The following is a 25,480-nucleotide window of genomic DNA, read 5'->3' on the forward strand; positions in this document are numbered from 1 at the left end:
CGGGAGAGGCGACTAGTTCACGGCGTACAGGCCCGGCCCCAGCTCACTGACGATGTCGTCGTCGCCGCGCTTGGCGAGCCGCTCCAGCAGGGCCTGCGGCTCGGCCGGTACCTCCTCGCCCTCCGGGCTGATCCGGTGCGCGATGATCTTCATCGCCTCCTCGGTCGTGGCCGGGGCCGTGTAGCCGATGAGGTGCAGCGCCCGGCTCGTCGGGGCGTGGTCGCTGAGGTCGGAGGCCGGAAGCCGCCGGGCATCCAGCTGGTCGCCGTTGACGGTCATGAAGACCCGGTCACCGGGCTGGGCCGACAGGCGGCGCAGCAGCGGGCGCAGCGAGTCGAAGGCGGGCTGGTCGCGCCACACGAGCACGAGGAGGTCCGCGCCGGGCGCGGTCAGGCACAGCAGGCGTCCCGGCCGGAGACCGAGGTGGGTGGCGTAGCCGGGCGGTACCGTCACCGGCGCCCCGTTGAGGTGGTCGGCGGTGACGTCGACCCGGTGCCACCACCGGCCGTCCGGTGCGCGGAAGCACCGTGGCGAGGTCTCGACGCCGGGAAGCGGCTCCGCCTCCGCCACGAGGTGCTCCCCGGCGTGCGGCTGACCCGGCCCGGGGCGGCGCCGGATGGGCAGCCCGTTGGTGGTGGTCGACCCGTCGCCCGCCTGGTGCATCCCCGCGTGGCCGCCACCTGCGGCCTGCGGCGGCGGCTCCATCGGCGTGGCGGGATCCACCAGCACCTGGCCGTCGCGGATGGTCACACCGGGGGTGCTGAGCAGCCACGCGCGCAGCGACTGCTGCCGGATGCCCAGGCGGCCGAGCCGGATCCCGGCCTCGGTCAGGCTGGGGGCGTCGCCCAGCATCTCCCGGGTCTGCCAGCGCAGACGCTGCGGGTCCTCGGTGACCAACCAGCCGTTGTGCAGGCGGCGGTCGGTGAACAGGGTGATGACGACCCGCCACAGGGGGGTGCGCAGTGTGGGGACCTCCGCCGAGTGGTCCGGGTGGGCGCTGATCAGGTGGTCGATGGTGGTGGCGGTGCCGAGCTTCTCCGACAGGTCGCGCAGGTGTTTGGTGACTGGTGCGCCGGAGGGGGAGCCCAGCCACTGGAGCAGCCGCTCCTCGACGCTGCGCTGGGCGTTGCGTATCTCGGCGATCTCGACGCGGACCTGGTCGGCCAGCAGGCGGATGCTGACGGGGTCGGCGGCGAACAGGCGCTCGGCGGCGACCGTGCGCTCCAGGTCGCCCCAGCTTCGGAAGAGGTCTTCCAGCAGGTCGACCAGGGGGTGTGTGCCGAGCTCCCGGGCGCCCTGGTTGGTGTCCTGTACCGCTCCGCACGGCTCCGCGGGCGGGGTGAAGCTGGGGCGGCGTGACCCGTCGCGCCCCAGGAGAGCGTTGCGGCGCTTGGCGAGCTTGCCGGACAGGGACGCCGCGGTCGGGGCGGGTTGCTCGGCGCCGCTCTTCGCGGCCTCCTCCTCGCTCCGTTGGGCGCGCAGCGCCCGCAGCGTACGGATCGCCCGGGAGGCGGGGCTCTGCGGGGCCTCGTGGTCCGATGCGGGTACGGGGTCGCCCGCGCAGTCGGCGCCGGTGGCCAGCGCGAGGTAGGAGAGGGCGTTGTGCACGTGCTCGGGCGCCGAGGCGGGCATCCAGTTGCTGATGGCGCGCACGGCCTCGATCACCAGCGCGGGCGAGGGGGCCGGGGTGCGGGCGGCGCCGTCGGTGAACGGCTGCAGGGCCTGCCAGGAGACGGTACTGACGACGTCGACGATGCCGCAGTCGCCGTGCGGGAACCACCCGGCCATCGTCTCCGGGCTGGTCGACACCAGTTGGTCCCAGCTGCCCGCGGTGGCCAGAACGGCGCCGCGCACGGGCTCGGCGATGTCGTGGAGGTCGAGGGGGCACTCCCGCAGGGTCGGCAGGAAGTCGCCGAGCTCCAGGTAGGCCCACTGCTTGGTGGCGAGCCTGGCCAGGCAGTGCGACAGCCAGGTGGGACCGGCGATGTCCAGGACACGGGGGAGGGGGAGGGACCGCCACCATCCGTCGACCAGCCGGGCATGGCGCAGCACTGGGGAGACGTCCGCGGGGTTGCTCCAGCGCAGGGCGGGCGCGAGGTCGGTGAGGCAGATCGGGGAGATGGCGTTCATCTGCGAGAGACCTCGACCTCCAGGCTGTCGGCTCGTGAACATGAAGGGGACCGCACGGGCATTCGGCTAGTGCTCCACATTACGCGCCCTCGGCCGGGGTGGCGGACCGAGTGGGCCCAACGGTTGCCGGAAGCGACGATGGAGTCGCGGTGCGCACTTCCCGGTGATCGTACGTGGGTCCATGTCTCCTGGGTAGTCCCCGCTGCAGGATCGACGGTGCTGACAAGGCGGCATGGGGGTACGCGGCGTGCGCGCCACGGGCACTCGGGCGCGGACCGGCGGCTGGCCCTCGTCCGAAATGTAACATGAATCACACCTTGTGGCCGGGGCTGGTCAGACTGCCATCTGGCGGGGCCGCGCCACGTGTGATATCTGACCGGAGCGGCGTCGCGGACCGGCCCGCCCGGCCCCTCACCAGGTGGCGGGGCGCCTTGTCCACCGGCGAGGGAAGGCGGGCGGCGGTATGCTGGTCGCGCACGCCGCCCGATCCCCAGTGGCGTCCGCTCGCGCTTGGTGCGAAGAGGGCTCCTGGCAGGCCAAGTCCACGACGTATCCGTGCGCGTCCATGCGGCCCGGCGTGCCGCGCGCACGGGGTCGTGCCGCACGATTGGTTGTACGTGACTGACCTGGACATGAATCCCCACCGAGGCTCTCCGCCAGCGAGCCCGCCGGCCATTCGCTCATACGTGGCGCTCGGGGACAGCCTGACCGAGGGCCTCGACGACCCCGGGCCCGACGGCGAGTACCGCGGATTCGCGGACCGGCTCGCCGCCCACCTCGCCCACGGCGCCGCCGACTTCCGCTATGCCAACCTCGCGGTGCGCGGGCGCCGCATGCGCCACATCTTCGGTGAGCAGCTCGAACAGGCCCTGGTTAGCGCCCCCGACCTGGTCACCGTGCACGCCGGAGGCAACGACCTGCTGCGTCCCGGCGCCGACCTGGACGAACTCGCCGCCGCGTTCGAGCGCGGCATCCGCAGGATGCGGGCGGTCGGGATCCGCACCGTCATCCTCTCCGGCCACGACACCGGCTGGATCCCCGTGCTGCGCGCCTATCGCGGCCGGATCGCGGTGTTCAGCATGCACCTGCGGGCCATCGCCGAGCGGACCGGCAGTGACATCGTCGACCTGTGGGCCATGGCCTCGCTCAACGACCCGCGCGCCTGGAGCGTGGACCGGCTGCATTTCAACGCTGCCGGCCACCGAATCGTCGCCGCGCGCATCGCCGAGGTCCTCGGCGCCCCCATGGGGCCGCGGGAGGTCTGGGAGCGCCCGTGGGACACCCCGCCGCCGCAGCTGCCCCGGATCCTCCGCCGCCGGGAGACGCTGCGGTGGACCCGCGAGCACCTCGTGCCCTGGCTCAGCCGCCGCGCCCTGGGCCGCTCGTCCGGCGACGGCCGCCTGCCCAAGCGCCCCGAGCTCACCGAACTCGACGGTGACGCGGGCGACGACCGCGGGCATCTGCCGCTGTAGTCCCCGTCGGCCCGGACCGGGGGAGCTGTCGGGGGTGCCACAACGGCCTGGGGGCTCGTCCCGCTAGTCCTGCGACGCGGAATCCGCGACGCGCGAGCACAATCCCCCCCACGGTCCCCGTCCGGCGGCGACCACGGGAGTCCCTCGGGTGAACCGGCACGGGGCCGACGGGGGGAGACAAAAGGGCCGCACCCGCGTGTGCGGGTGCGGCCCTTACCGAGCCGTCCGGGCGTCCTCCGATATCCCTCTCCAACACCGGATGACGGCCTCCGGCGGCCTCGGCCTGGGGCTGCAGTTGGGATCTACAGCGGAATGTTCCCGTGCGCGCCGCGGGCGGCGGGGGCGGTGGAAATGGCCTGGGCCAGAGCGGTGCGGGTGCGTGCCGGGTCGATCACCTCGTCGACCACACCAAGCTCTTGAGCCCGCTCCAGACCCCCGGCCTTTTTCTCCTGCTCGGCGGCGAGCTGCTGCTCAAGCGCCGGACGCTCCTCCTCCGGGACGGCGGCGAGCTGCTTGCGGTGCAGGATGCGCACCGCCGCCACGGGGCCCATGACCGCGATCTCCGCGGTCGGCCAGGCCAGCACCCGCGTGGCACCCAGCGAGCGCGAGTTCATCGCGATGTAGGCACCGCCGTAGGACTTGCGCGTCACCAGCGTCACCCGCGGCACGGTGGCCTCAGCGAAGGCGTGCAGCAGCTTGGCGCCGCGGCGCACCACGCCGTCCCACTCCTGACCGACGCCGGGCAGGTAGCCGGGCACGTCCACCAGGACCACCAGCGGAACGCCGAACGCGTCGCACATCCGGACGAAGCGCGCCGCCTTCTCCGCCGACTTGGAGTCCAGGCACCCGCCGAGCCGCAGCGGGTTGTTAGCGATCACACCGACCGTGCGCCCGCCGAGGCGGCCCAACACCGTGACCATGTTCGGCGCCCACTTGGCCTGCAGTTCGATCGAGCCCTCGCCGATCGGCGCGTCCAGGACACGGTTCACCAGCGGCTTGACGTCGTAGGCCCGGCGCGGCGACTCCGGCAGCACGTCGCCCATGTCGGCATCGGCGACGTCGTCGGGGCGCATCTGGCCCTGGTGGCCCATCAGCAGCGCGAGCTCGCGGCCCCTGACCATGGCGGCGGTGTCGTCCGGCGCGGTCAGGTGCACCACCCCGCTGCGCCGCCCGTGGGCGTCGGGTCCGCCCAGCTCCTCGGCGGTGATCTCCTCGCCCGTCACGCTGCGGACCACGTCGGGTCCGGTCACAAACACCTTGCCGCGCTCGGACATGACCACGATGTCGGTCAGCGCCGGACCGTAGGCCGCGCCGCCCGCGGCAGCTCCGAGTACCACCGAGATCTGCGGGACCACGCCCGAGGCCCGGGTCATCGCCGCGAACACCCGGCCGACGGCGTGCAGGCTCTCCACGCCCTCGGCGAGGCGCGCGCCGCCGGAGTGCCACAGCCCGATGACGGGCATCCGCTCACGCACCGCGTGCTCGTAGGCGACCTCGATCGCCGCGCAGCCGGCGGTGCCCATGGCCCCGCCCTGGATGCGGGCGTCGTTGGCGAAGGCGACGGCGGGCATGCCGTTGATCCGGCCCAGGGCGGCGAGCGCGGCGCTGTCGTCCTCGGCGGTGAGCAGCCGCAGCGACCCCTCGTCGAAGAACGCGGCGAGCCGCAGCCGCGGCGTACGCGGGTCCTCGGGTTCGGTGGGGGCGGTGGTCGCCGCCGGCGCCCCCGCCACTCTGTTGTCGGTCACGGTCATGAGGGCCGACTCCAATTCTCGTGGAAGCGGTCGATGGTGAATCGGTCTGAGCCGCCGGTGCTCGTCCGCGGATGTGGGTTCCCCGCGCGGTCGGTGGTCGTCGGCGGATGGTCGGCGCACCTCGGGAAGCGGTCCGCCTCCCGGTGGCCGGTACGGTCCCCGGCACCGGCCACCGGAAGGGGACGGATCAGGGGCGGCGGAAGACGGTGCAGATGTTGTGGCCGCCGAAGCCGAAGGACTCGTTGATGGCGGCGAGCGGCCCGGTCGGCAGGTCGCGCGGCTTGTCCCGGACGATGTCCACCTGGACACCCGGGTCGAGTTCCTCGATGTTGGCGGTCGCGGGGATCACGCCCTCGTGGAGGGCCAGGATGGTGGCGATGGCCTCGACCGCGCCCGCACCACCGAGCAGGTGCCCGGTCATGGACTTGGTGGAGGTGACCGCCACCTGGTCGGCGGCGTCGCCGAGGGCAGCGCGGATGGCGATGGTCTCGCCGACGTCGCCCATCGGCGTCGACGTGGCGTGGGCGTTGATGTGCGCGATGTCGCTCGGCTTGAGGTCGGCGTCGGCCAGCGCCTGGGTGATGGCGCGCGCCTGCCCGGCGCCCTCCGGGTCCGGTTGGACGATGTCGTGGGCGTCGTCGGTGTAGCCCGCACCCGCGGCCACGGCGTAGACGTGGGCGCCGCGCGCGGCGGCGTGCTCGGCCGACTCCAGCACGATGATCCCGGCGCCCTCGCCCAGGACGAACCCGTCGCGGTTGACGTCCCAGGGGCGCGAGGCGTGCTGCGGGTCGTCGTTGCGGGTCGACAGTGCCCGCATGGATGCGAACGACGCGATGTTCAGCGGGTGGAGCGCGGCCTCGGTGCCGCCGGCGATGACCACGTCGGCGCGGCCGTCGCGGATCATCCTGATGGCGTCGCCGATGGCTTCGGAGCTGGAGGCGCAGGCGCTCACTGGAGCGTGCGCGCCGGCGCGCGCCGTGAACTCCAGGGCGACGGCGCCCGCGGGGCTGTTGGGCATGAGCATCGGCACCGTGAACGGCGAGACGCGCTTCCAGCCGCGCTCGCGGAAGATGTCGTACTGCTCCAGGATGGTGAGGATGCCGCCGATGCCGCTGGAGACGACCACGCCCAGGCGCACGGGGTCCACCTCGGGGGCTCCCGCGTTCTGCCACGCCTCCTGCGCGGCGATCAGCGCGAACTGCTGGGTGCGGTCGAGCTTGCGCAGCCGCTGGCGGGGCAACTTCTCCGCGGGATCCACGACGGCCTGACCGGCGAAGTGGACCGGGAGCTGCTCCTTCCACTCGTCGGGAAGCTCGGTGATGCCCGACCGACCTTCGAGGAGGGCGGACCAGGTCGTGGGGACGTCACCCCCCAGCGGGGTGGTGGCGCCCAGGCCAGTGACGACGACTTCGGTGGTACTCATCGGCCTATCGCCCTCTCGTCTCGTAGGTCGATCCCCGGCGGGGTCGCGGCGGGGAATGGTGTCGGGTGGGTGGCGGCGTCCGGGTGCGGACGCGGGGCGAGGTTGGGACGGGGCCCGCCGGCGGGGGGTGGACCGGCGGGCGCGGGGAACCGGCGCCGTGACGTCGGCCCCGACTTCCCTCCTGCGCTACTTCTGGATGAAGGTGATGACGTCCTGGACCGTCTTGAGGTCCTTGAGCTGGTCGTCGGGGATCTCGACCCCGAACTTGTCCTGCGCGGCGACGGCGATCTCGACCATCGACAGGGAGTCGATGTCGAGGTCGTCGACGAAGCTCTTCTCCGCGGTGACCTCCGCCGCGGGGACGCCCGCGATCTCGTCGATGATCTCGCCGAGGCCGGCCAGGATCTCCTGCTCGGTGTGAGCCATTTGGGGTCGCTCCTTTGTGAGTACTACTGCGATGCGGTGAAACGTTCGCCGTGGGGCCGGGCGCGCACGCCGAAGGCCGGGGTCCACGGAGGTTCAGGGAATCTCCAGCACCTGGGCCGCGTAGGTCAGGCCGGCGCCGAATCCCAGGGTCAGCACCGTGCCGCCGGATGGCAGCTCTCCGCGCTCGATCATGCGCGAGAGCGCCAGTGGGATCGAGGCGGAGGAGGTGTTGCCCGCAGTGACGATATCGCGAGCGATGATCGCCTGTGGCGCTCCGAGCTTGCGGGCGATCGACTCGACGATGCGGAGATTCGCCTGGTGCGGGACGAAGGCGGTGAGCTCGCCCGGGTCGACCCCGGCTCGTTTCATCGCCGTGAGCGCCACCTCGGTGAGCTCGGTGGTGGTCCACCGGAAGACCGCCTGGCCCTCCTGGTGGAGGTACTTGTGGTCGCGCAGGTAGATCTTGTCGGCGCGCTCGCCGGAGCTGCCCGACACCATAGGGCCGATGCCGGGGGTGTCGGAGGCGCTGACCACGGCCGCGCCCGCGCCGTCGGCGAAGATGACGCAGGTGGAGCGGTCGGTCCAGTCGACCCAGTCGGACAGCTTCTCCGAGCCGATGACCAGAGCGTTGCGGGCGGACCCGGCGCGCACCTGGTCGGAGGCCACGCCCAGCCCGTAGCAGAACCCCGCGCAGGCGGCGTTGATGTCGTACGCGCCGGGGGCGGTGATCCCCAGCCGCGCGGCGACGGTGGCGGCGGCGTTGGGAATCTGGTCGTGCTGGGTGCAGGTCGCGACGATCACCAGGTCGATGGCGTCGGGGGTGAGCCCGCTGGCCGCGATCGCCTTGCCGCCCGCGATGGCCGCCATGCTCTCGACGGTGTCCTCGGGGCCGGCGATGCGCCGCTCCGTGATGCCGACGCGGCTGCGGATCCACTCGTCGGAGGTGTCGACCCTCTGTGCGAGGTCGTCATTGGTCAGGATGTTGCTGGGCTGGTAGTCGCCCAGGCCGAGGATCCGCGCCCCGGGGGCCATTGGGGGCTGCTTCATCATCGGGCACCTTCCGGTTCGGAGGCCGGGCGTCCGGCGTGCTCCGCGATCAGCCGCTGGGCGGCGTCGAGATCGTCGGGCGTCTTCATGGCGAGGCGTTCGACGCCGCGCATCGACCGCTTGGCCAGGCCGGTCAGCGTGCCCGCGGGGGGCAGCTCGATCAGGGCGGTGACACCGAGCTCGATGAGGGTCTCGGTGCAGGCGTCCCAGCGCACCGGGGAGCTGATCTGGGCGACCAGGCGGTCGAGGTAGTCCTGGCCGTCGGCGACCACGGCGCCGTCGCGATTGGACAGCAGGCGGGTGCGGGCGTCGGCGGGTCTCATCCGGTCGGCGGTCGTGCGGACCCGCCGCACGGCCGGGGCCATGTGGTCGGTGTGGAAGGCGCCGGCGACCGACAGCGAGCGCAGGCGTGCCCGCGCGGGTGGGTTCTCCGCGAAGGCGGCGAGCTGCTCTGTGGTCCCGGCGGCGACGATCTGGCCCGAGCCGTTGTCGTTGGCGGGCGTGAGTCCGGCGGTCTCGATGGCGGCCAGGACCTCGTCGCGGTCGCCGCCGAGGATGGCGGTCATACCCGTGGCGGTGGCCGCCGCGGCTTCGGCCATGCCCCGGCCGCGCTCGGCGACCAGCGCCACCGCGTCGGTGGGGCTCAGCACACCGGCGATACCGGCGGCGGTGAACTCACCGACGCTGTGCCCGGCGACGGCGTCGATGGCGTCGGGGGCCTTGGCGAGGTCGTCGAACAGGGCGATGGCGGCCGCCAGGCCCGCGCTGACCAGCAGCGGCTGGGCGACGGCGGTGTCGCGGATCTCATCCGCGTCCGCGGTGGTGCCGTAGCGCGCCAGGTCGACCCGGGCGACATCGGACCACTCCGCGAGACGCTCGGACATGCCGGGGAGTTCGAGCCATGGAGAGAGGAAGCCGGGGACTTGGGCGCCTTGGCCGGGAGCAACGATTGCAAGCACGACATCAACATTGCCCTGTAGAAGATCGCCAGAATGATGGCGGGAAGCACGAAGTTTCCAAGATCCGTTTTGTGGGATCCCTACAATAAGAGGCGCCGGTCGGGCGAATCGGGTGGAGCACGTCACGTTGTGACCGCTCGGTAGGGCGTGCGGCCCCGAACCGCCCCCCTGCGACAACCGGCGGACCACGCCCTCCCGGGGCGGCGCCCAACCGGGTGCCGTGGATGCGGTGTCCCTCGCCGCACCGGGTTGATGACACTGTAGGAAATGTGACCACGGAACCCACTGAACACAACGAACCGGCCGGTCAGGCGCGTACCTCCGGCGATGACCCCCAGGTGCGTGCCGAGACCGCGCGGCGGCTGGAGCGTGCCATGGGGACGCTCGGCACCGCCGCCGTGGCCCGGATGGAGAGCCGCCTGTCCTGGTTCCGCCAGATGTCGGCCGAGGACCGGTCCTGGGTGGGCCTGGTGGCGCAGTCGGGTGTGGCGGCGTTCGTCGAGTGGTTCAAGAAGTCGGGCAGGGGGCGCCCCGCCATCACCGTCGAGGTGTTCGGCACGGCCCCCCGCGAGCTCACCCGGTCGGTGACGCTGCAGCAGACCGTGGACATGCTGCGGGTCGTCATCGACGTGGTGGAGAACCAGGTCGACGAGCTCGCAGCGCCAGGGGGCGAGCAGCAGCTGCGCGAGGCGGTGCTGCGCTACACCCGCGAGGTCGCCTTCAGCTCGGCCAAGATCTACGCCCGCGCGGCCGAGGCGCGCGGGGCGTGGGACGCGCGGCTGGAGGCGCTCATCGTCGACGCGCTGCTGCACGGCGACCGGGAGGAGGGGCTGCAGACGTGGGGGGCGGCCCTGGGATGGTCGCGCACACCCGTCGTGGCCGTCGCCGGTGGGCTCGGCGAGCAGGAGGAGGCGGGCCTGCTCGACGATCTGCGCTCGGTCGCCCGCCGGGTGGGACACGACGTGCTCGCCGGCGTGCAGGGGCAGCGCGTCATCGCGGTGATCGGCGTCAACGAGAAGTACGCCGGGGACTCCGATCCGATGGCGGCCGTGGAGCCGCTCACCGGGATGTTCGGCCCCGGGCCGGTGGTCGTCGGTCCGGCCGTCGCCGACCTGCGCGCCGCCGGGGAGTCGGTGGCCGCCGCCGTCAACGGGCTGAGGGCCGCGGTCGCCTGGCCCGACGCTCCACGCCCGGTGCTCGCCGAGGACCTGCTACCCGAACGGGCGCTGGAGGGGGACGCAGCGGCCCGTCGCCAGCTCGTGGAAGAGATCTACCTGCCACTGCGCAACGCCGGTTCGCCGCTTCTGGACACGCTTTCGGTCTACCTGGAGTACGCCTCCTCACTGGAGTCCACCGCGCGGATGCTGTTCGTCCACCCCAACACGGTGCGCTACCGGCTCAGCCGGATCGCCGAACTCACCGGGCACGTCCCCGCCGACGGCCGGGGCTCCTTCGTTCTGCGGATCGCGGTGACGCTCGGGCGCCTGTCCGAGGGTGCGGCCTCCGGGGCGTAGCGGGGCATGGCGGCGCTGGGGCGGCGGAGGGCCGGTGCGAGGGACGGTGGGGCCACCGGTGGGCGGGGCGCTACCGGGCCGTCGACGCGCACGATCTTGGCGGGGCGAAAATTCATGAAAACGGACGCCGGAACTGGGAACCCCGCGCGGAGACGGGACGTTGCCACCGAAGCGGATGTCCTCGTCCTGACAGGATGGAACATCGCAGGTGGACGCCTATGTGAGCGAACCTCCACGAATCGTGCGAGGACCGTGTCAACCGGGAGCGGAGCACAGGCGTCTACTTTCAGCGGGGGAATATCGGGCGATGGTGAATAGAGGGCCGAAAAGCGGATAACGTGACACATGAGTGGGTGTTCACGGGCTGAAGCGAAATTCGGCTTTCCTCTCCAGTCGGTGTGGACAGACGCCGACCGCCGCGTCGGCTCGAAGGACCCCCTGCGTAGGAGTGTCGGCGCGTGAGCTTTGGGGGGTGCGATGGCAGATTTCGGCGAAATCGTAGAGAAGCTGTACAGCAGATGGCTGGAAATTGTCCGAGAACCGACGGAATCCGGGCAGTTGGCCCGCCAAGTTATTTTCTTCATTCCGGTCCCCCTTCCCGTGCTCGCCCTCGTCGCGCTGATCGTCGGAGGCAGTTGGTCGGCGTCGGGCTGGATGATCCTCCTCTCCGGGTCCGTCGCGGTCGCGGCGCTGCTGCTGGCCATCGTCGTGCAGCCGACACCGCTGCCCGAGGGGCTGTCCGCCGAGGCATCGGTGCGCCGCTCACTGCACCGCTTCCGGCAGATCACCTCGCTGCGCATCGCGCTGGCGCTCACCCCCGTCGCTATCGGCGCCGGTGCCTCCATCGCCGGTGGCGGCATGCTCCCGCTGCTGGTCGCGCTGCTGATGGCCTGGCCCCAGCTGGTGCTCGCCGCCCCGCTCTTCTTCACCATCACCCGGGCACGGCGCGCCATGGAGGCGTGGGGGACCAAGGCCTACCTGTGGGCGGCGCTCGCCCAGCCGGCGCCCGTGGAATGGCCCATCGCCACTGAGCTGGCGGCCCGTTACCGCGCGTGGCAGGCGCAGCGTGCCGCTACCGAGGGACGGCAGAGCCAGCCCGCCGCGGCGGCGGCCGAAGGCGAGGACGGAGACGACGACCTGGCGGAGCATTCCGCCACCGCGACGGACGCAAGCGGTCGCACCACCGCCGCCGACAGCTCCGACAACGGGCCGGTGGCCGGTCTTCCCGAGCGGCTGGCCGTTCCCAGCAGCGAGCCCCGGCCGGAGCCGGGCCAGCTGATCCCCGGCTTCGAGCTCCCGGCCGTCTCGGTGACGGCCCGGCGCGTCCTGCGCAGCGGAGGTGCCCTGCGCCGCAAGGCCCGCCAGGCGCGCGCCGGCAATCGGCGGCCCAAGACCAGGAGGTGACGAGAGCTGGCTGACGCGGGCGGATCCGTCCCGCGCGGTCACGACCACACCGTGGGGGGCCGGGGCGTACGCCCCGGCCCCCCACGGTTGTCCCGGCATCCCCCGTCCCGCTCCCCACTCCGCCCGTCGCCCTGGTGACCGCCACCCGGACGCGTACATCGTGCGTCGCCCGGGAACACCGTGACGCAGAGGAGCCGGGTGGAAAGGGGAGCGGTGTGCCCGCACGAGGCTGGCGGTTCTGGGTGGACCGCGGCGGCACGTTCACCGACATCGTCGCCCAGCGCCCGGACGGGCGGCTGGTCACGCACAAACTGCTCTCGCAGAGCCCCGCACACGACCGCGACGCCGCCGTAGCGGGGATCCGCGTCCTGCTCGGGCTCGGACCGGACACACCGATCCCCGGAACCGACGCGGCGCCGCCTCCCCACGATGGGGTCCCCGCACCGACCGACACCGGGGGCGACCGCGTCGGCGTCGAATCCGTGCGGATGGGCACCACCGTCGCCACCAACGCGCTTCTCGAACGCAAGGGGGAGCGCACCGTCCTCGTGATCACCCGCGGGTTCGCCGACGCGCTGCGCATCGGGTATCAGGACCGCCCGCGCATCTTCGACCGGCACATCGTGCTGCCGGAGCCGCTGCACGAGCGCGTGATCGAGACCGAGGAGCGCGTCACCGCCGACGGCACCGTGCTGCGCGCCCCCGACCTCGATCACCTCGCCGCCGAGCTGGAGCGCGCCTACGCCGACGGCATCCGCGCGGTGGCGGTCGCGTGCATGCACAGCCACCTCTACCCCGCCCACGAGCGGGCGATCGGCGTACTGGCCGAGCGCCTCGGCTTCCCCCAGGTATCGCTGTCCAGCGAGACCAGCCCCCTGACGAAGCTGGTGTCGCGCGGCGACACCACGACGCTGGACGCGTACCTCTCGCCCGTGCTGCGCCGCTACGTGAGCCATGTGGACGCGCAGATGCGCGGGGTGCGGCTGATGTTCATGCAGTCCAACGGCGGTCTCACCGAGGCCGGGCACTTCCGCGGCAAGGACGCCATCCTCTCCGGACCGGCCGGGGGCATCGTCGGGATGGTGCGGGTGTCGCGGATGGCGGGGTTCTCCAGGATCATCGGCTTCGACATGGGCGGTACCTCCACCGACGTGTCGCACTGGGCCGGGGCCTATGAGCGGGTGCTCGACACGCGCGTGGCCGGGGTGCGGCTGCGCGCGCCGATGCTCGACATCCACACCGTGGCGGCGGGCGGCGGGTCCATCCTGCACTTCGACGGCAGCCGCTACCGCGTCGGCCCCGACTCGGCCGGGGCCGACCCCGGCCCCGCCTGCTACCGCGCCGGAGGGCCGCTCACCGTCACCGACGCGAACGTGATGCTCGGCCGCGTCCAGCCGACACACTTTCCCCGGGTGTTCGGTCCCGGCGGCGACCAGCCCATCGACGCCGAGACTGTGCGGCGGCGCTTCGCCGACCTGGCCGCCGAGATCACGCGCGCGACCGGTGACGAGCGCCCGCCCGAGCAGGTCGCCCAGGGGTACCTGCACATCGCCGTGGCCAACATGGCCAACGCGGTCAAGCGCATCTCGGTCCAGAAAGGCCACGACGTCACCGGTTACGTGCTCACCACGTTCGGCGGAGCGGGCGGGCAGCACGCCTGCGCGGTGGCCGACTCCCTGGGCATCTCCACCGTGCTCGTGCCTCCGATGGCCGGTGTGCTGTCCACACTCGGGATCGGCCTGGCCGACACCACCGCGATGCGCGAGCAGTCGGTGGAGGCGCCGCTGCGAGACGAGGAACTGCCGGAGGTCGGCGCGCTCGCCGACCGGCTCGCGGACCAGGTCGCCGCGGAGCTGAGGGACGAGGACGTGCCCGAGGAGCGCATCCGGATCGAACGCAGGGCGCGGCTGCGCTACGACGGAACCGACACCGCGGTCGAGGTCGACCTGGTCGACATGAAGTCCATGATCGCGGAATTCGAGGCGGAGCACCGCCGCACCTACTCGTTCCTCATGGACCGCCCGCTCATCGTCGAGGCCGTCACGGTGGAGGCCGTCGGACGCACCGACGAGCCCGACCTGCGCCACCTGGGCACCGTCTCCGAGCCGCAGCCACCAGGGGCGCCCATGACGCCGCCCGGCCCCGCTGCGGTCCGGCTCTACGCCAACGGCACCTGGCGCGAAGCCCCGCTGTACGAGCGGCCGCACCTGCGGCCGGGGGAGCAGGTGACCGGACCGGCGATCATCGCCGAGGCCGACGCCACCACGGTCGTCGACGACGGCTGGCGGGCGACCGCGACGCCGACCGGGCATCTCCTCGTCGAGCGCGTCAAGGCACGCGCCGAGGCGGGGGTGGGCACGCGGGCCGACCCGGTGATGCTGGAGATCTTCAACAACCTCTTCATGTCCATCGCCGAGCAGATGGGCGCGCGGCTGGAGTCCACCGCGCAGTCGGTCAACATCAAGCAGCGCCTCGACTTCTCCTGCGCGCTCTTCGACCCCGAGGGCAACCTCATCGCCAACGCCCCGCATATGCCGGTGCATCTGGGGTCGATGGGCACCACCATCAAGGAGGTGATCCGCCGCAACGCCGGAGACATGCGGCCCGGCGACGTCTACGCGGTCAACGACCCCTACCACGGCGGCACCCACCTGCCCGATATCACGGTGGTGACCCCGGTGTTCGACACCGCCGGAACGGAGGCGACCGGAGGGGCGAGCCCGGGCAGCGGCGACGTCCTGTTCTTCGTCGCCTCGCGCGGCCACCACGCGGAGATCGGCGGACTCACCCCCGGCTCGATGCCCGCGGCCAGCCGCGAGGTCCACGAGGAGGGCGTCCTCTTCGACAACCACCTGCTCGTGCGCGGCGGCGAATTCCGCGAGGACGCCACCCGGCGCCTACTCACCGAGGCGCCCTACCCCTCCCGCGCACCGGAGACCAACCTCGCCGACCTGCGCGCGCAGATCGCCGCCAACGCCAAGGGCGTCGAGGAGGTCGGCAAGATGATCGACCACTTCGGCCTGGATGTCGTGCAGGCGTACATGCGCCACGTCCAGGACAACGCCGAGGAGGCGGTCCGCCGCGTCATCGACGCCCTCGACGACGGCCACTACCGCTATGAGATGGACTCCGGCGCGGCGATCGAGGTGCGCGTCTCGGTGGACCGCGAGCAGCGCGGTGCGACGCTCGACTTCAGCGGCACATCGGCGCAGCTCGACACCAATTTCAACGCGCCCTCCTCGGTGGCGACCGCGGCCGTTCTCTACGTCTTCCGCACGCTCGTGGCCGACGACATCCCGCTGAACGACGGTTGCCTCAAGCCCCTGCGCATCAACATCCCGCCGGGATCGATGCTCTCCCCGGTCTACCCGGCCGCGGTCGTCGCCGGAAACGTCGAAACCTCCCAGGCCATCACCGGCGCCCTCTACGCCGCCCTGGGGGTCCAGGCCGAGGGATCCGGCACGATGAACAACGTGACCTTCGGCAACGAGCGGTACCAGTACTACGAGACCGTCGCCTCGGGTTCGGGCGCCGGGGAAGGATTCGACGGCGCCCCGGTGGTGCAGACCCACATGACCAACTCCCGCCTGACCGACCCGGAAGTGCTGGAATGGCGGTTCCCCGTGCTGCTCGAAGAGTTCCGCATACGGCGCGGCAGCGGAGGGGCCGGACGGTGGCGCGGAGGCGACGGCGCCGTCCGCCGGATGCGCTTTTTCGAACCGATGACCGTCAGCACCCTCACCGGGCACCGCCGCCGTCCCCCGTACGGGCTCGCCGGAGGCGCACCGGGCGCCCTGGGGAGCAACAGCGTGCAACGCGCGGACGGCACGGTCGAACCCTTCGAGGGCTGCGGCTCCGTCGACATGCGCCCGGGCGACATCCTGGTCATCGAAACCCCCGGCGGAGGGGGGTACGGCCCTCCGCCGCCATGAGCCGGTGGGGGTGATGGTCAGGCGGTCACCGGCGGAAGGGAGGGCGGCCGGGGCCCGCGGGGCGGCCGTGTCGCCGGTCGCCCTGTCCGGTGTTCCGCGATGGGCAGCGGCGAGGACGGGGTGGGGCGCCGTGGACGCTGGTCTCCTGACAGGTGGGGCGGATGGGGGGCCAGCGCCGTGGGCGTGCACGACGCGAAGCTGTGAGACGGAGCGAGGGAAGGGCGTCCCCGACGGCGGGCGGTGGCACCCCCCTGCCGCCCCTCTGGCACCCACCCGGTGATCGAACAGAGAAGCCCCTCACCCCCACCGGGAGGCGTGCCGGGGTGGATGCCCCGGCGCTCGCCGGCGGTGGCCGGCGCCCCGCGTCCCGGGCGCCCGCGCGGTCGATTCAGGCGGGCTGTTCGAGTTCGGCGAAGGCGTCGACGAGCTGGCGTTCGGCGACGTCGAAGTAGTCGGCCAGCCGCTCGGCGGCCTGGTGGGCGGCGCCGTCGCTCAGCAGCTGGTAGATCTCGCGGTTCTGTTCGAGGTAGGGGACGTGGAAGTCGCGGGGAGCCGCCATGACGTGGAAGACGAGCCGCAGTTCGGCGAGGAGCCGGTCGACGATTTCGTCGGTACGCGGGCTGTCGGCCAGTCCGGCGATGGCCTGGTGGAAGTGCATGTTGGCCATGCCCACGCCCCACCAGTCGCCGCCGTTCAGGGCGGCGGTGCCCTCCTCGACGGCGGCGCCCACGCGGGCGATCGCCGCGTCGTCGGCGTCCGTGGCGCCGCGGAGGGCCGACAGTTCCAGTGCGCGCCGGACGCGGAACAGGTCGGTGACGTCCTCTGCGGTCGGCTTGGCGACGAAGACGCCGCGGTTGAACTCGTGGACCAGCAGGCGCTCGTGGCTCAGCAGGCGGAAGGCCTCGCGCAGGGTGTTGCGGGAGACGCCGAGCGCGGAGCCGATGGCCTCCTCGGACAGTCGGGTGCCCGGGGCCATGGCGCCGTCGACGATCTGGGCGCGCAGGGCGTCGGCGACGCGCTCCGCGGTGCTCGATCGCTCCAGCATTCCGCGGAAGCGGGTGAGCCCTTCGAATCCGTCGCCGGCCACCGTCGTGGTCACTCCATTCTCCGTCGCGGGGGATGGCTTCATTCTCGCTGATACGGCCGCGGGGCGCGGCCGGTCGGGCGGAGGTCCGAGGGGGCGTCGGGGGCGGCGGACCAGCGGGATCGTCGGGGTGTGTCGTGCGGCATACGGGGGTGTGTCGCAGTCGGCGCCGCCCATGTACTATGGCGTCCTTCACACGATTGAAGGATTGTTCAACAATCCTCGAAAATCCTCTGTGGAGAGGATCCCGCCTCGGACCAACCCGCCGATCCGACAGAAACGAGGGTCGCCATGGGCGAAACGCAATCCCCCGCCCCCGCTCCCACCGTCCGCGCCGCGGCCGCGCGCGGCACCCTCCTCGGCGCGATGTTCCTGATGGCTACCAGCGCCATCGGCCCCGGATTCATCACCCAGACCACGAAGTTCACCGCCGAGCTCGGGGCCGCGTTCGCCTTCGCGATCCTGGTGTCGATCCTCATCGACATCGCCGTCCAACTCAATCTCTGGCGGGTGATCGGCGTCGCGGGAGAGCGCGCCCAGGACCTCGCCAACAAGGTCGTGCCCGGCGCGGGGTACCTCCTCGCCGCCCTTGTCGTCTTCGGCGGGCTGGTGTTCAACGTCGGCAACATCGGCGGGACCGCCCTCGGCCTCGACGCGCTGGCCGGAGTCGACGTCCGGATCGGCGGCGCCGTCTCCGCCGTGATCGCCATCGCCATCTTCCTCAGCAGGCGCGCCGGGATCGCCATGGACCGCATCATCGTGGTCCTCGGCGTGCTGATGATCACGCTGACCCTCTACGTCGCGTTCGTCTCCGCACCGCCCGTGGGCGAGGCGGTGCGCAGCGCCGTGCTGCCCGGCGCGATCGGATCGGACGGCTTCGTCGCGATCGTGACCATCGTCGGCGGAACCGTCGGCGGATACATCACCTACGCCGGGGCGCACCGGCTCATCGACGCGGGGATCAGCGGCCCGAACAACGTCCGTGCGATCACCCGCTCGTCCGTCATCGGCGTCATCGTCACCGGCGTGATGCGCATCGTGCTCTTCCTGGCCGTGCTCGGCGTGGTCACCGGCGGCGCCTCGCTCGTCGGCGTCGACAACGCACCGGCAGAGGCGTTCTCCCACGCCGCCGGCGAGGTAGGGCTGCGCCTGTTCGGCGTGATCATGTGGGCCGCGGCGATCAGCTCCGTCATCGGGGCCTCCTACACTTCCGTCTCCTTCATCACCACGTTCTCCGCGGAGCTGGAGCGCCGCCGTACCTGGCTGGTCGCCGGGTTCATCGCGGTCTCCGCGATCGCCTACCTCCTCCTCGGCAAGGCCCCGACCACCCTGCTCATCCTCGCCGGCGCCCTCAACGGCCTCATCCTTCCGGTCGGCATGGGGATCATGCTCTGGGTCGCCACCCGGCGCTCCGCCGACCTGCTGCACGGCTACCGCTACCCCGCCTGGCTCCTGGCCATCGGCTGGATCGCCTGGCTGATCACCATCTACATCGCCTGGATGGCGCTCTCCGGCATCACCGACCTGTGGGTGTGACACCCGACGGGCCCGCGCACCCCCGGCCCCGCTCACCACGACACCACGCGAGACAAGGAGACCCGCTGACGTGCGTATCGACCTCAACTCCGACCTCGGGGAGAGCTTCGGCCGCTGGGAGCTCGGCGACGACGCGGCCCTGCTGACCATCGTGACCAGTGCCAACATCGCCTGCGGCTTCCACGCGGGGGACCCCACCGTGCTGCGGACAACCTGCGCACAGGCCGTTGAGCGCGGCGTGGCCATCGGTGCGCAGGTCGGTTACCGCGACCTCGCCGGGTTCGGGCGGCGCTTCATCGACGTGCCGCCCTCCGACCTGACCAACGACGTGCTCTACCAGATCGGTGCGCTGGACGCGATGGCCCGCGTGGCCGGGGGCCGGGTCCGCTACGTCAAACCGCACGGGGCGCTGTACAACGCGATCGTGCGCCATGAGGAACAGGCGGCCGCCGTCGTCGAGGCGGTCCTCGCCTACGACCCGGCCCTGCCCGTCATGGGGCTGCCGGGCTCGGCGTGTCTGCGCCTGGCCCGGGAGGCCGGGCTGAGCACGGTCCAGGAGGCGTTCGCCGACCGCGCCTACACGCCCGAGGGCGCCCTGGTCCCGCGCGGGGAACCGGGGGCGGTGCTCGACGACGCCGCCGAGATCGCGGACCGCTGCCTGCGCATCGTTCGACGGGAGCCCATCACCGCCATCGACGGCACCCCCGTGCGGATCGAGGCCGACTCGCTGTGCGTCCACGGCGACAGCCCCGGAGCGGTGCGCATCGCCCGGGCCGTCGCCGATCGTCTGGGCTCGGCGGGGGTGGCCATCGCCCCGTTCGCCGCCGTCCCGGCATCGTGACCCCTCCGGTGCCCCCGACCCCCCGGATACCGCCGATCCCGCGTCCCTCTTCCCGGAGGCACACATGCGCGTCCTGAACTGCGCCGACACCGGTGTCCTCGCCGAGGTCGCCGACCTCGACGAGGTCCTGGCCCTGCACGGCGCCCTGGCCGAGGACCCTCCGCCAGGGGTCACCGAGGTCGTCCCGGCCGCCCAAACGGTGCTGCTGCGCCTGGCCGAGGACGGCGACGCCGCCGCCGTGGCCGCGGCGGTGCGGCGGCTGCGCCCGCGCGCCCCGCGGCCGGGAAGCGCGGACGAGGCGGAGATCGAGGTGGACTACAGCGGGGCCGATCTCGCCGACATCGCGGCCCACACCCAGATGAGTGAGCGCGACGTCGTCGCCGCGCACACCGGAGCTGTCTGGACCGTCGCGTTCTGCGGCTTCGCGCCCGGGTTCGGCTACCTGGTCGGTGGCGACCCCCGGCTCGACGTCCCCCGCCGGGCGGAGGCGCGCACCCGCGTCCCGGCCGGGGCCGTGGCCCTGGCCGGGCGGTTCACCGGCGTCTACCCGCGTGCCTCGCCCGGCGGCTGGCAGCTGCTCGGGCACACCGACGCCGTGATCTGGGACCTGGAGCGCGACCCGCCGGGGCTGCTGCGTCCGGGGATGCGACTCCGGTTCCGGGAGGCCTGACCGCGGCGCCGGGACGGGGCCGGAGCGCGGGCACAGGCGCGTGCCGGTGGTGGAACAAGAGGCCCGGGGGCGGACCGGGCGAGACGACAATGAAGACCAGGAAAACGAAGACCAGGGGGGAACGGTCGGCGACATGGCGGGCATGACGGGTGTGGCCGGTGCGGCGGGGCTGGAGGTGCTGGGCACCGGCCCGCTGACCACGCTGCAGGACAGCGGACGGATCGGGCACGCGTCCCTCGGTATCGGCCGCTCGGGAGCCGCCGACGGCGCCTCCTACGCCCTGGCCAATCGCCTGCTGGCCAACCCGCCCGGCGCGGCCGCCCTGGAGGTGACCCTCGGCGGTCTCGCGGTGCGCACGCGCGGCGCGGTCACCGTCGCGGTCACCGGCGCCCCCGGGCCGGTCACCGTTGACGGACGCGGCGCCGCGATGAACACCGTGCTGGACCTGCCCGACGGCGCCGAACTGCGGCTGGGCACACCCGCGCGCGGGCTGCGCGCCTACCTGGCGGTGCGCGGCGGGATCGACGTTCCCCCCGTGCTCGGCTCGCGCAGCACTGACACCCTCGCGGGGCTCGGCCCCGCCCTTCCCGCCCCCGGCGACGTCCTCCCGGTGGGCGCGCCACCGGCGGAGTTTCCGGTGCTCGACCACGCTCCGGCGCGGGCCGTCCCCGGCGACGAGGCCGAACTGCGGGTCGCTCCCGGCCCGCGCGACGACTGGTTCCATCCCGGGGCGCTGGACGTGCTGTTCGGCCACACCTTCGAGGTGACCGGACGCAGCGACCGGGTCGGCGCCCGGCTCGCCGGCCCGGAGCTGCGCCGCGCCAAGCACGAGGAGTTGCCCAGCGAGGGCATGGTGCCGGGATCACTGCAAGTCCCGCCCGGCGGGGACCCCGTTCTTTTCCTGGCCGACCACCCGGTCACCGGCGGGTATCCGGTCATCGCGGTGGTGATCGCCGCCGACCTTCCTCGCGCGGCCCAGGCCCGCCCCGGCACACGTCTGAGATTTCGGCCATGGCGCGCGCTCGGCGCTCCGGCGCGGTGACGGCGGTGCCGGGCCGGAGGGGTGGCGGAGGGAGCGCAGCACGGACGAACGCGGGCGCGGCTGGTCGATGGGTGCTCACCGCCGTCCAGGTCGGACCGGCGCCGTATCGGCCGCCGTCCACCGCGACGCCGCAGCGGCTCCCCCGTCGACATCATCGGCCGTGAGGGGATGACGATGGAGAAGGACCGATCGCATCGACGCGAACACGGAGCAACCCCATGAGCGCTGACGACTCCGACGCCTCCGCCACCGCCGCCGAGCTGCGCCCGGATCAGGCCAGGGCGCGGTTCCGCAGGGGTACGCGGGTGACCACCTCCGGGTACTGCGCCGGGTACGCCCAGGCCAACCTGATCGCCGTACCGCGCGACCTCGCCTATGACCTCCTCCTGTTCGCACAGCGCAACGCCAAGGCCTGCCCGGTGCTCGACGTGACCGACCCGGGCGAGAGACGCGCCTCGATCTTCGCCGGCGACCTGCGCACCGACCTGCCCGCCTACCGCGTCTACGCCAACGGTGTACTGGTCGCCGAACCCGGCGACGTCCGCGACGTCTGGCGCCGCGACCTGGTGTCCTTCCTCATCGGGTGCAGCTTCACCTTCGAGACCGCGATGCTCAGGGCCGGAATCCCGCTCCGGCACCTGGAAACCGGCGGCAACGTCGCGATGTACCGCACCAATCGGCGATGTCGCCCCGCCGGGCGCCTGCGGGGCCCGCAGGTGGTCTCGATGCGCCCGATCCCCGCCGACCGGGTCGCCGATGCCGTGCGCGTCAGCTCCCGCTACCCGGCGGTGCACGGAGCGCCGGTACACGTCGGTGACCCCGGCGCCCTGGGTATCGCTGATCTGGACCGCCCCGACTTCGGTGAGCCCGTGGAGGTGCGCGCGGGTGATGTCCCCGTGTTCTGGGCCTGCGGGGTCACCCCGCAGGCCGCCATCATGGCATCGGCTCCGGAGTTCGCGATCTCGCACGCGCCGGGCCACATGGCGATCACCGACGTGCGCGACACCGCCTACCAGGTGCCCTGAGGGAGCGGGGCGGCACCGGGCGATCCCGAACGGTTGGCCGACGCACCGCCGCCCTAAGCCGAAGTGACACTCACCCGGACAGCGTCCGGCGCATCAGCTCGGCGACCGGCGGTCGGAGCGGATCCCCCTCCGAAGCGTTCCCTGCCGGGGCCGCCGCCCGCGCCACGTGCTCCCAGCACACCTCGGCGCCGCGCCCCTTTAGAACCAGAGTTGCCAGCGCGTTCTGATATTTCGGACCATCCGCCAAGCGCCACCTCAGCGGCGGTCGGCCGACCCCCGCGAGGCGCGACAGCACCGCGCCGACCGCACCCGCGACGCGCAGCGCCGACAGCGAGGTCAGGCGACCCATGAGCGGGGGCAGGCGGTTGCACGTGGGTGAGCACACGAGCTGGGTGATCCGGGTGGCGGACCGCCGCGCCGCCCCGCTGCTCGGACGTGCGCGGGCGAGGTAGGAGAAGTGCACATCCCCGCCGAGGAACAGGACGGTGGCGGGGGGCGCGCCGCGCTCGCCCGCCGCGATATCGAGCACCGCGGCGGCGAGGAAGCGGAACGAGCGCTGGAACGCCGCCCAGTGCTCCAGGTCGATCGCGCGGCGGAGCCGCTCCCCGAAGCCGCGCAGCGCCCGCCCCCACCGTCCGGCGCACACCGCCTCGTTCCACGCCTCCAGGTGGTGCACGGCGGTGGGCAGCAGGAAGGGCAGCGTGCTGGCCACGACGAGGTGATCGACATCGCCGGTCAGCTGCGCGTCGAGCCACGCGGTGCCCGTGCGGCCGAGGATCGAGCGGCGCGCGTCGTCATCGACGTCGCGGCCGCAACGCGTGTCCACCATCAGTACCCGGGTGCGTCCGATGTCGAACCTGGAGGACCAGACGTAGGTGCCGGGCTCCTCATGCGCCCGCCACGCGAACGCGTCGACGATCGGGGCGGCGTCCCCGTGCCCCGACGCGCCCTGCCCAGTGGCGTCCCGCCCGCTGCCCGCCGCTTTGCGTACCGCTGCGAACACGGGGTCGGCGGCGCGCTGGTCGGGGCGGAGATTGCCCAGGTGCTGGTAGATCCAGTAGGCGCCGAGCCCGGACGTGATGCGCTGCGCCCACCAGGGGGTGCGCGCGATGTCGCGCCGCCAGGAGCCGGACGTGTTCCAGTCGTCCCGGATGTCGTGGTCGTCGAAGAGCATCAGGGTGGGGACGGTGGACAGCAGCCAGCGCAGGTCGGGGTCGGACCATGCCTGCCGGTAGAGCTCGGCGTATTCGTCGAAGAAGACGACCTCGTCGTCCGGGGGACGGGCGGCGTGCGCGCGCAGCGACCGGTCGCTGCGGACACCGCCGCCATCGGGCCCATCGACCTCCGCGCGCTTTTGGCACCCATCGCTCTCCCCGCGTTCGCCGACGCCATCAGCGCGGCTCGCCCCCAGGAACTCCAGCATGCGCGGCTGTAGCTCGTCGGCGTAGACCTGGTCGCCAATGAGGAGCAGCACCGTCGGCTCGCCGCCCTCGCCCGCTCGGCGCCGCTCCGCGAGGCGCAGCGCATAGGCGCGGAGCATGTCCGGGCCGTAGCGCGCGACGGCGGCGGGAGAGTGATCGGTGGGTATGTGGCAGGAGCCGAAGAGGATCCGGGCCGGTGCCGCGTGGTCCAGGGTGCGGACGAGACTCGGCGGGTAGGGCGCGTCCGGTTGCGGCCATACAACGGCGTCGTCGAGGCGGACCTCGTAGGAGAGCGTGCCACCGGCGGGCAGTCCGGACAGGTCGCAGAGCGCGTAGTGGTGGCCGTGCACGGCGAACGTCGGTGTGTGCGCGGTGTAAGCGCCAGCAGGCGTGTCCCCGCCCGCATCGGCCTGCGCGCGTGCGATGACCGTCACCCGGCAGGGGGCGTCGGTCTCCACCCAGACGGTCGCCGTTGTGTCGGTCACGTTCCGCAGCACGGGACCGAGCCGCAACGCAGCGCCCACATTCACCCCTCGTGTTGTGCCTGCCGTACCCAACCGTGCCCGCCATCGCGGGAGGAACACGCCCGGATGGTCGTGCACGGACGGTTCCTGGCCCCGAGTATGGCGCGTCCGGCGGACAAGGGTGGATCCGGACCGGTCGGCACGGTGCGCGTGGTCATGGTTGCACGTGGACGCCGTGTGGGTAACCGTTGCCACATGCGGACACAACTTCTCGACCTCCATACCGGAGGTTCGGAGAGCATCACCGATATCACCGGAGCGTGCCGGGACTTCACCGCCGAGGCCGGGGGAGACGGCCTGCTGCACGTCTTCGTCCCGCACGCCACCGCAGGTGTGGCGATCATCGAGCTGGGGGCCGGGTCCGACGACGACCTGCTGGCCGCACTGGACGACCTGCTCCCCGCCGACGACCGGTGGAGGCACCGGCACGGCTCACCGGGACACGGGCGCTCGCACGTCATGCCGGCGCTGATACCGCCCTACGCCACGATTCCTGTCACCGGCGGCCGTCCCGAGCTGGGAACATGGCAGTCGATCGCCATTGTGGACCTGAACGTGGACAATCCGAATCGTCAGGTGCGGCTGTCGTTCTTGACGAGTGCGCCAGAGAGAGCAGGATGGTAGGTCAGACGGTGGGAGCGGTGACGCGTTGACGGATCAGGCTCTCAGCGTGTGAACTTAACGAGCAACAGCGGGATCGACCCGGTAACGGGGCCGCGTACAGGGCCGCGCCCGTCGAAACGGATCGCGGGCCGGCAGGATGAATGAAGTGTGGAGGAGGACTTTCGTGAGCGCGACCGCGGGCCAGGCACAAAGTGAACGTGGCCTGGCCGATCGACTCGGGTTCAAGCCGGGTCAGGTGGTGCAGGAATTCGGGTTCGACGATGACGTTGACGAGCAGCTGCGCACGTCGATCGCCGAACGCACCGGTGAAGAGCTGGTCGATGAGGACTACGACGGCGTCGTCGACGCCGCCCTGCTGTGGTGGCGGAGCGACGAGGAGGACGACCTCACCGATGTTCTGGTCGATGTGCTCGGCGCGGTCGAAGGCGGGGGCATCATCCTGGTGCTGACCCCGAAGGCCGGGCGCGAGGGCCATGTGTCGCCGAGTGACGTGGCAGAGGCCGCGAGCACGGCGGGCCTGTCGCAGACCAGTGCAGTGAGCGCCGGCTCGGACTGGGCGGGGACTCGTCTCGTCGCACCCAAGATCCAGCGCTGAATCGATCCTGTCGTGCCCGGGGACGGCGGCCGGGGCCGCCGCCCGCTCGGAGATGAGCCG

Annotated in this window: 19 protein-coding genes; 11 read left to right on the forward strand and 8 right to left on the reverse strand. The window is 72.4% G+C overall.

The window, feature by feature from the left end:
• Positions 1–12: 12 nt before the first annotated feature.
• Positions 13–2,130, reverse strand: coding sequence for a hypothetical protein (locus ABD259_RS05695; RefSeq protein WP_344160648.1), 2,118 nt, complete (start codon positions 2,128–2,130; stop codon positions 13–15).
• Positions 2,131–2,816: 686 nt separating this feature from the next.
• Between ABD259_RS05695 and ABD259_RS05700 the strand changes: the two genes are divergently transcribed.
• Positions 2,817–3,602: an SGNH/GDSL hydrolase family protein gene (locus ABD259_RS05700; protein WP_344099861.1), complete on the forward strand. Its 786-nt coding sequence runs from the start codon at positions 2,817–2,819 to the stop codon at positions 3,600–3,602.
• Between the two features lie 302 nt (positions 3,603–3,904).
• Here the strand turns inward: ABD259_RS05700 and ABD259_RS05705 are convergent, their stop codons facing one another.
• The 5 genes from ABD259_RS05705 to ABD259_RS05725 form a co-directional block, all read right to left on the reverse strand.
• On the reverse strand, positions 3,905–5,353 hold the full coding sequence (locus tag ABD259_RS05705) for an acyl-CoA carboxylase subunit beta (protein WP_344099863.1): 1,449 nt from the start codon (positions 5,351–5,353) through the stop codon (positions 3,905–3,907).
• Positions 5,354–5,540: 187 nt separating this feature from the next.
• Positions 5,541–6,776 (reverse strand): beta-ketoacyl-ACP synthase II, encoded by a 1,236-nt coding sequence (gene fabF / locus ABD259_RS05710; RefSeq protein ID WP_344160651.1) that lies wholly within the window; start codon positions 6,774–6,776, stop codon positions 5,541–5,543.
• Between the two features lie 186 nt (positions 6,777–6,962).
• On the reverse strand, positions 6,963–7,202 hold the full coding sequence (locus ABD259_RS05715) for an acyl carrier protein (protein WP_344099867.1): 240 nt from the start codon (positions 7,200–7,202) through the stop codon (positions 6,963–6,965).
• Between the two features lie 93 nt (positions 7,203–7,295).
• Positions 7,296–8,249 carry a beta-ketoacyl-ACP synthase III gene (locus ABD259_RS05720; protein WP_344099869.1) on the reverse strand — a complete coding sequence of 318 codons (954 nt, stop codon included), beginning with the start codon at positions 8,247–8,249 and terminating at the stop codon, positions 7,296–7,298.
• Complete coding sequence (locus ABD259_RS05725; RefSeq protein ID WP_425573489.1) at positions 8,249–9,133, reverse strand: ACP S-malonyltransferase; 885 nt, start codon at positions 9,131–9,133, stop codon at positions 8,249–8,251. The genes ABD259_RS05720 and ABD259_RS05725 overlap by 1 nt, the downstream gene beginning before the upstream one ends.
• Positions 9,134–9,477: 344 nt before the next feature.
• On the opposite strand from ABD259_RS05725, the gene ABD259_RS05730 reads away from it, so the two are divergent.
• The 3 genes from ABD259_RS05730 to ABD259_RS05740 all read left to right on the forward strand — a co-directional run bounded on the left by ABD259_RS05730 (position 9,478) and on the right by ABD259_RS05740 (position 16,058).
• The gene (locus tag ABD259_RS05730; RefSeq protein ID WP_344099873.1) at positions 9,478–10,722 is read left to right on the forward strand and encodes a PucR family transcriptional regulator; all 1,245 of its coding nucleotides are present in this window, start codon (positions 9,478–9,480) and stop codon (positions 10,720–10,722) included.
• Positions 10,723–11,199: 477 nt separating this feature from the next.
• Entirely contained in the window at positions 11,200–12,126 is a 927-nt protein-coding gene (locus tag ABD259_RS05735) for a hypothetical protein (RefSeq protein ID WP_344099875.1), read from the forward strand.
• A gap of 215 nt (positions 12,127–12,341) precedes the next feature.
• Positions 12,342–16,058, forward strand: a complete 3,717-nt coding sequence (locus tag ABD259_RS05740) for a hydantoinase B/oxoprolinase family protein (protein WP_344160653.1) — start codon at positions 12,342–12,344, stop codon at positions 16,056–16,058.
• Between the two features lie 388 nt (positions 16,059–16,446).
• Here the strand turns inward: ABD259_RS05740 and ABD259_RS05745 are convergent, their stop codons facing one another.
• A complete protein-coding gene (locus ABD259_RS05745) occupies positions 16,447–17,103 on the reverse strand; it encodes a GntR family transcriptional regulator (protein ID WP_344160878.1) in 657 nt (218 codons plus the stop codon).
• A 330-nt stretch (positions 17,104–17,433) separates the two neighbouring features.
• Here ABD259_RS05745 and ABD259_RS05750 point away from each other — a divergent pair, with 330 nt between their 5' ends.
• The 5 genes from ABD259_RS05750 to ABD259_RS05770 all read left to right on the forward strand — a co-directional run bounded on the left by ABD259_RS05750 (position 17,434) and on the right by ABD259_RS05770 (position 22,256).
• On the forward strand, positions 17,434–18,678 hold the full coding sequence (locus ABD259_RS05750; protein WP_344099879.1) for an NRAMP family divalent metal transporter: 1,245 nt from the start codon (positions 17,434–17,436) through the stop codon (positions 18,676–18,678).
• 70 nt (positions 18,679–18,748) lie between these two features.
• Positions 18,749–19,519 carry a LamB/YcsF family protein gene (locus ABD259_RS05755; RefSeq protein WP_344099881.1) on the forward strand — a complete coding sequence of 257 codons (771 nt, stop codon included), beginning with the start codon at positions 18,749–18,751 and terminating at the stop codon, positions 19,517–19,519.
• A 64-nt stretch (positions 19,520–19,583) separates the two neighbouring features.
• Positions 19,584–20,189 carry a 5-oxoprolinase subunit B family protein gene (locus tag ABD259_RS05760; RefSeq protein WP_344160655.1) on the forward strand — a complete coding sequence of 202 codons (606 nt, stop codon included), beginning with the start codon at positions 19,584–19,586 and terminating at the stop codon, positions 20,187–20,189.
• Between the two features lie 133 nt (positions 20,190–20,322).
• Positions 20,323–21,231: a 5-oxoprolinase subunit C family protein gene (locus tag ABD259_RS05765; protein WP_344099885.1), complete on the forward strand. Its 909-nt coding sequence runs from the start codon at positions 20,323–20,325 to the stop codon at positions 21,229–21,231.
• Positions 21,232–21,449: 218 nt separating this feature from the next.
• Complete coding sequence (locus ABD259_RS05770) at positions 21,450–22,256, forward strand: putative hydro-lyase (protein ID WP_344099887.1); 807 nt, start codon at positions 21,450–21,452, stop codon at positions 22,254–22,256.
• A gap of 70 nt (positions 22,257–22,326) precedes the next feature.
• On the opposite strand, the gene ABD259_RS05775 is transcribed toward ABD259_RS05770, so the two are convergent.
• Positions 22,327–24,201, reverse strand: coding sequence for an alkaline phosphatase D family protein (locus ABD259_RS05775; protein ID WP_344160657.1), 1,875 nt, complete (start codon positions 24,199–24,201; stop codon positions 22,327–22,329).
• 195 nt (positions 24,202–24,396) lie between these two features.
• Here ABD259_RS05775 and ABD259_RS05780 point away from each other — a divergent pair, with 195 nt between their 5' ends.
• On the forward strand, positions 24,397–24,825 hold the full coding sequence (locus tag ABD259_RS05780) for a YjbQ family protein (RefSeq protein WP_344099891.1): 429 nt from the start codon (positions 24,397–24,399) through the stop codon (positions 24,823–24,825).
• A 163-nt stretch (positions 24,826–24,988) separates the two neighbouring features.
• A complete protein-coding gene (locus tag ABD259_RS05785) occupies positions 24,989–25,420 on the forward strand; it encodes a DUF3052 domain-containing protein (protein ID WP_344099894.1) in 432 nt (143 codons plus the stop codon).
• Positions 25,421–25,480 lie beyond the last annotated feature (60 nt).

It is taken from the genome of Nocardiopsis rhodophaea (genome assembly GCF_039530945.1).
Taxonomy (GTDB): domain Bacteria; phylum Actinomycetota; class Actinomycetes; order Streptosporangiales; family Streptosporangiaceae; genus Nocardiopsis_C; species Nocardiopsis_C rhodophaea.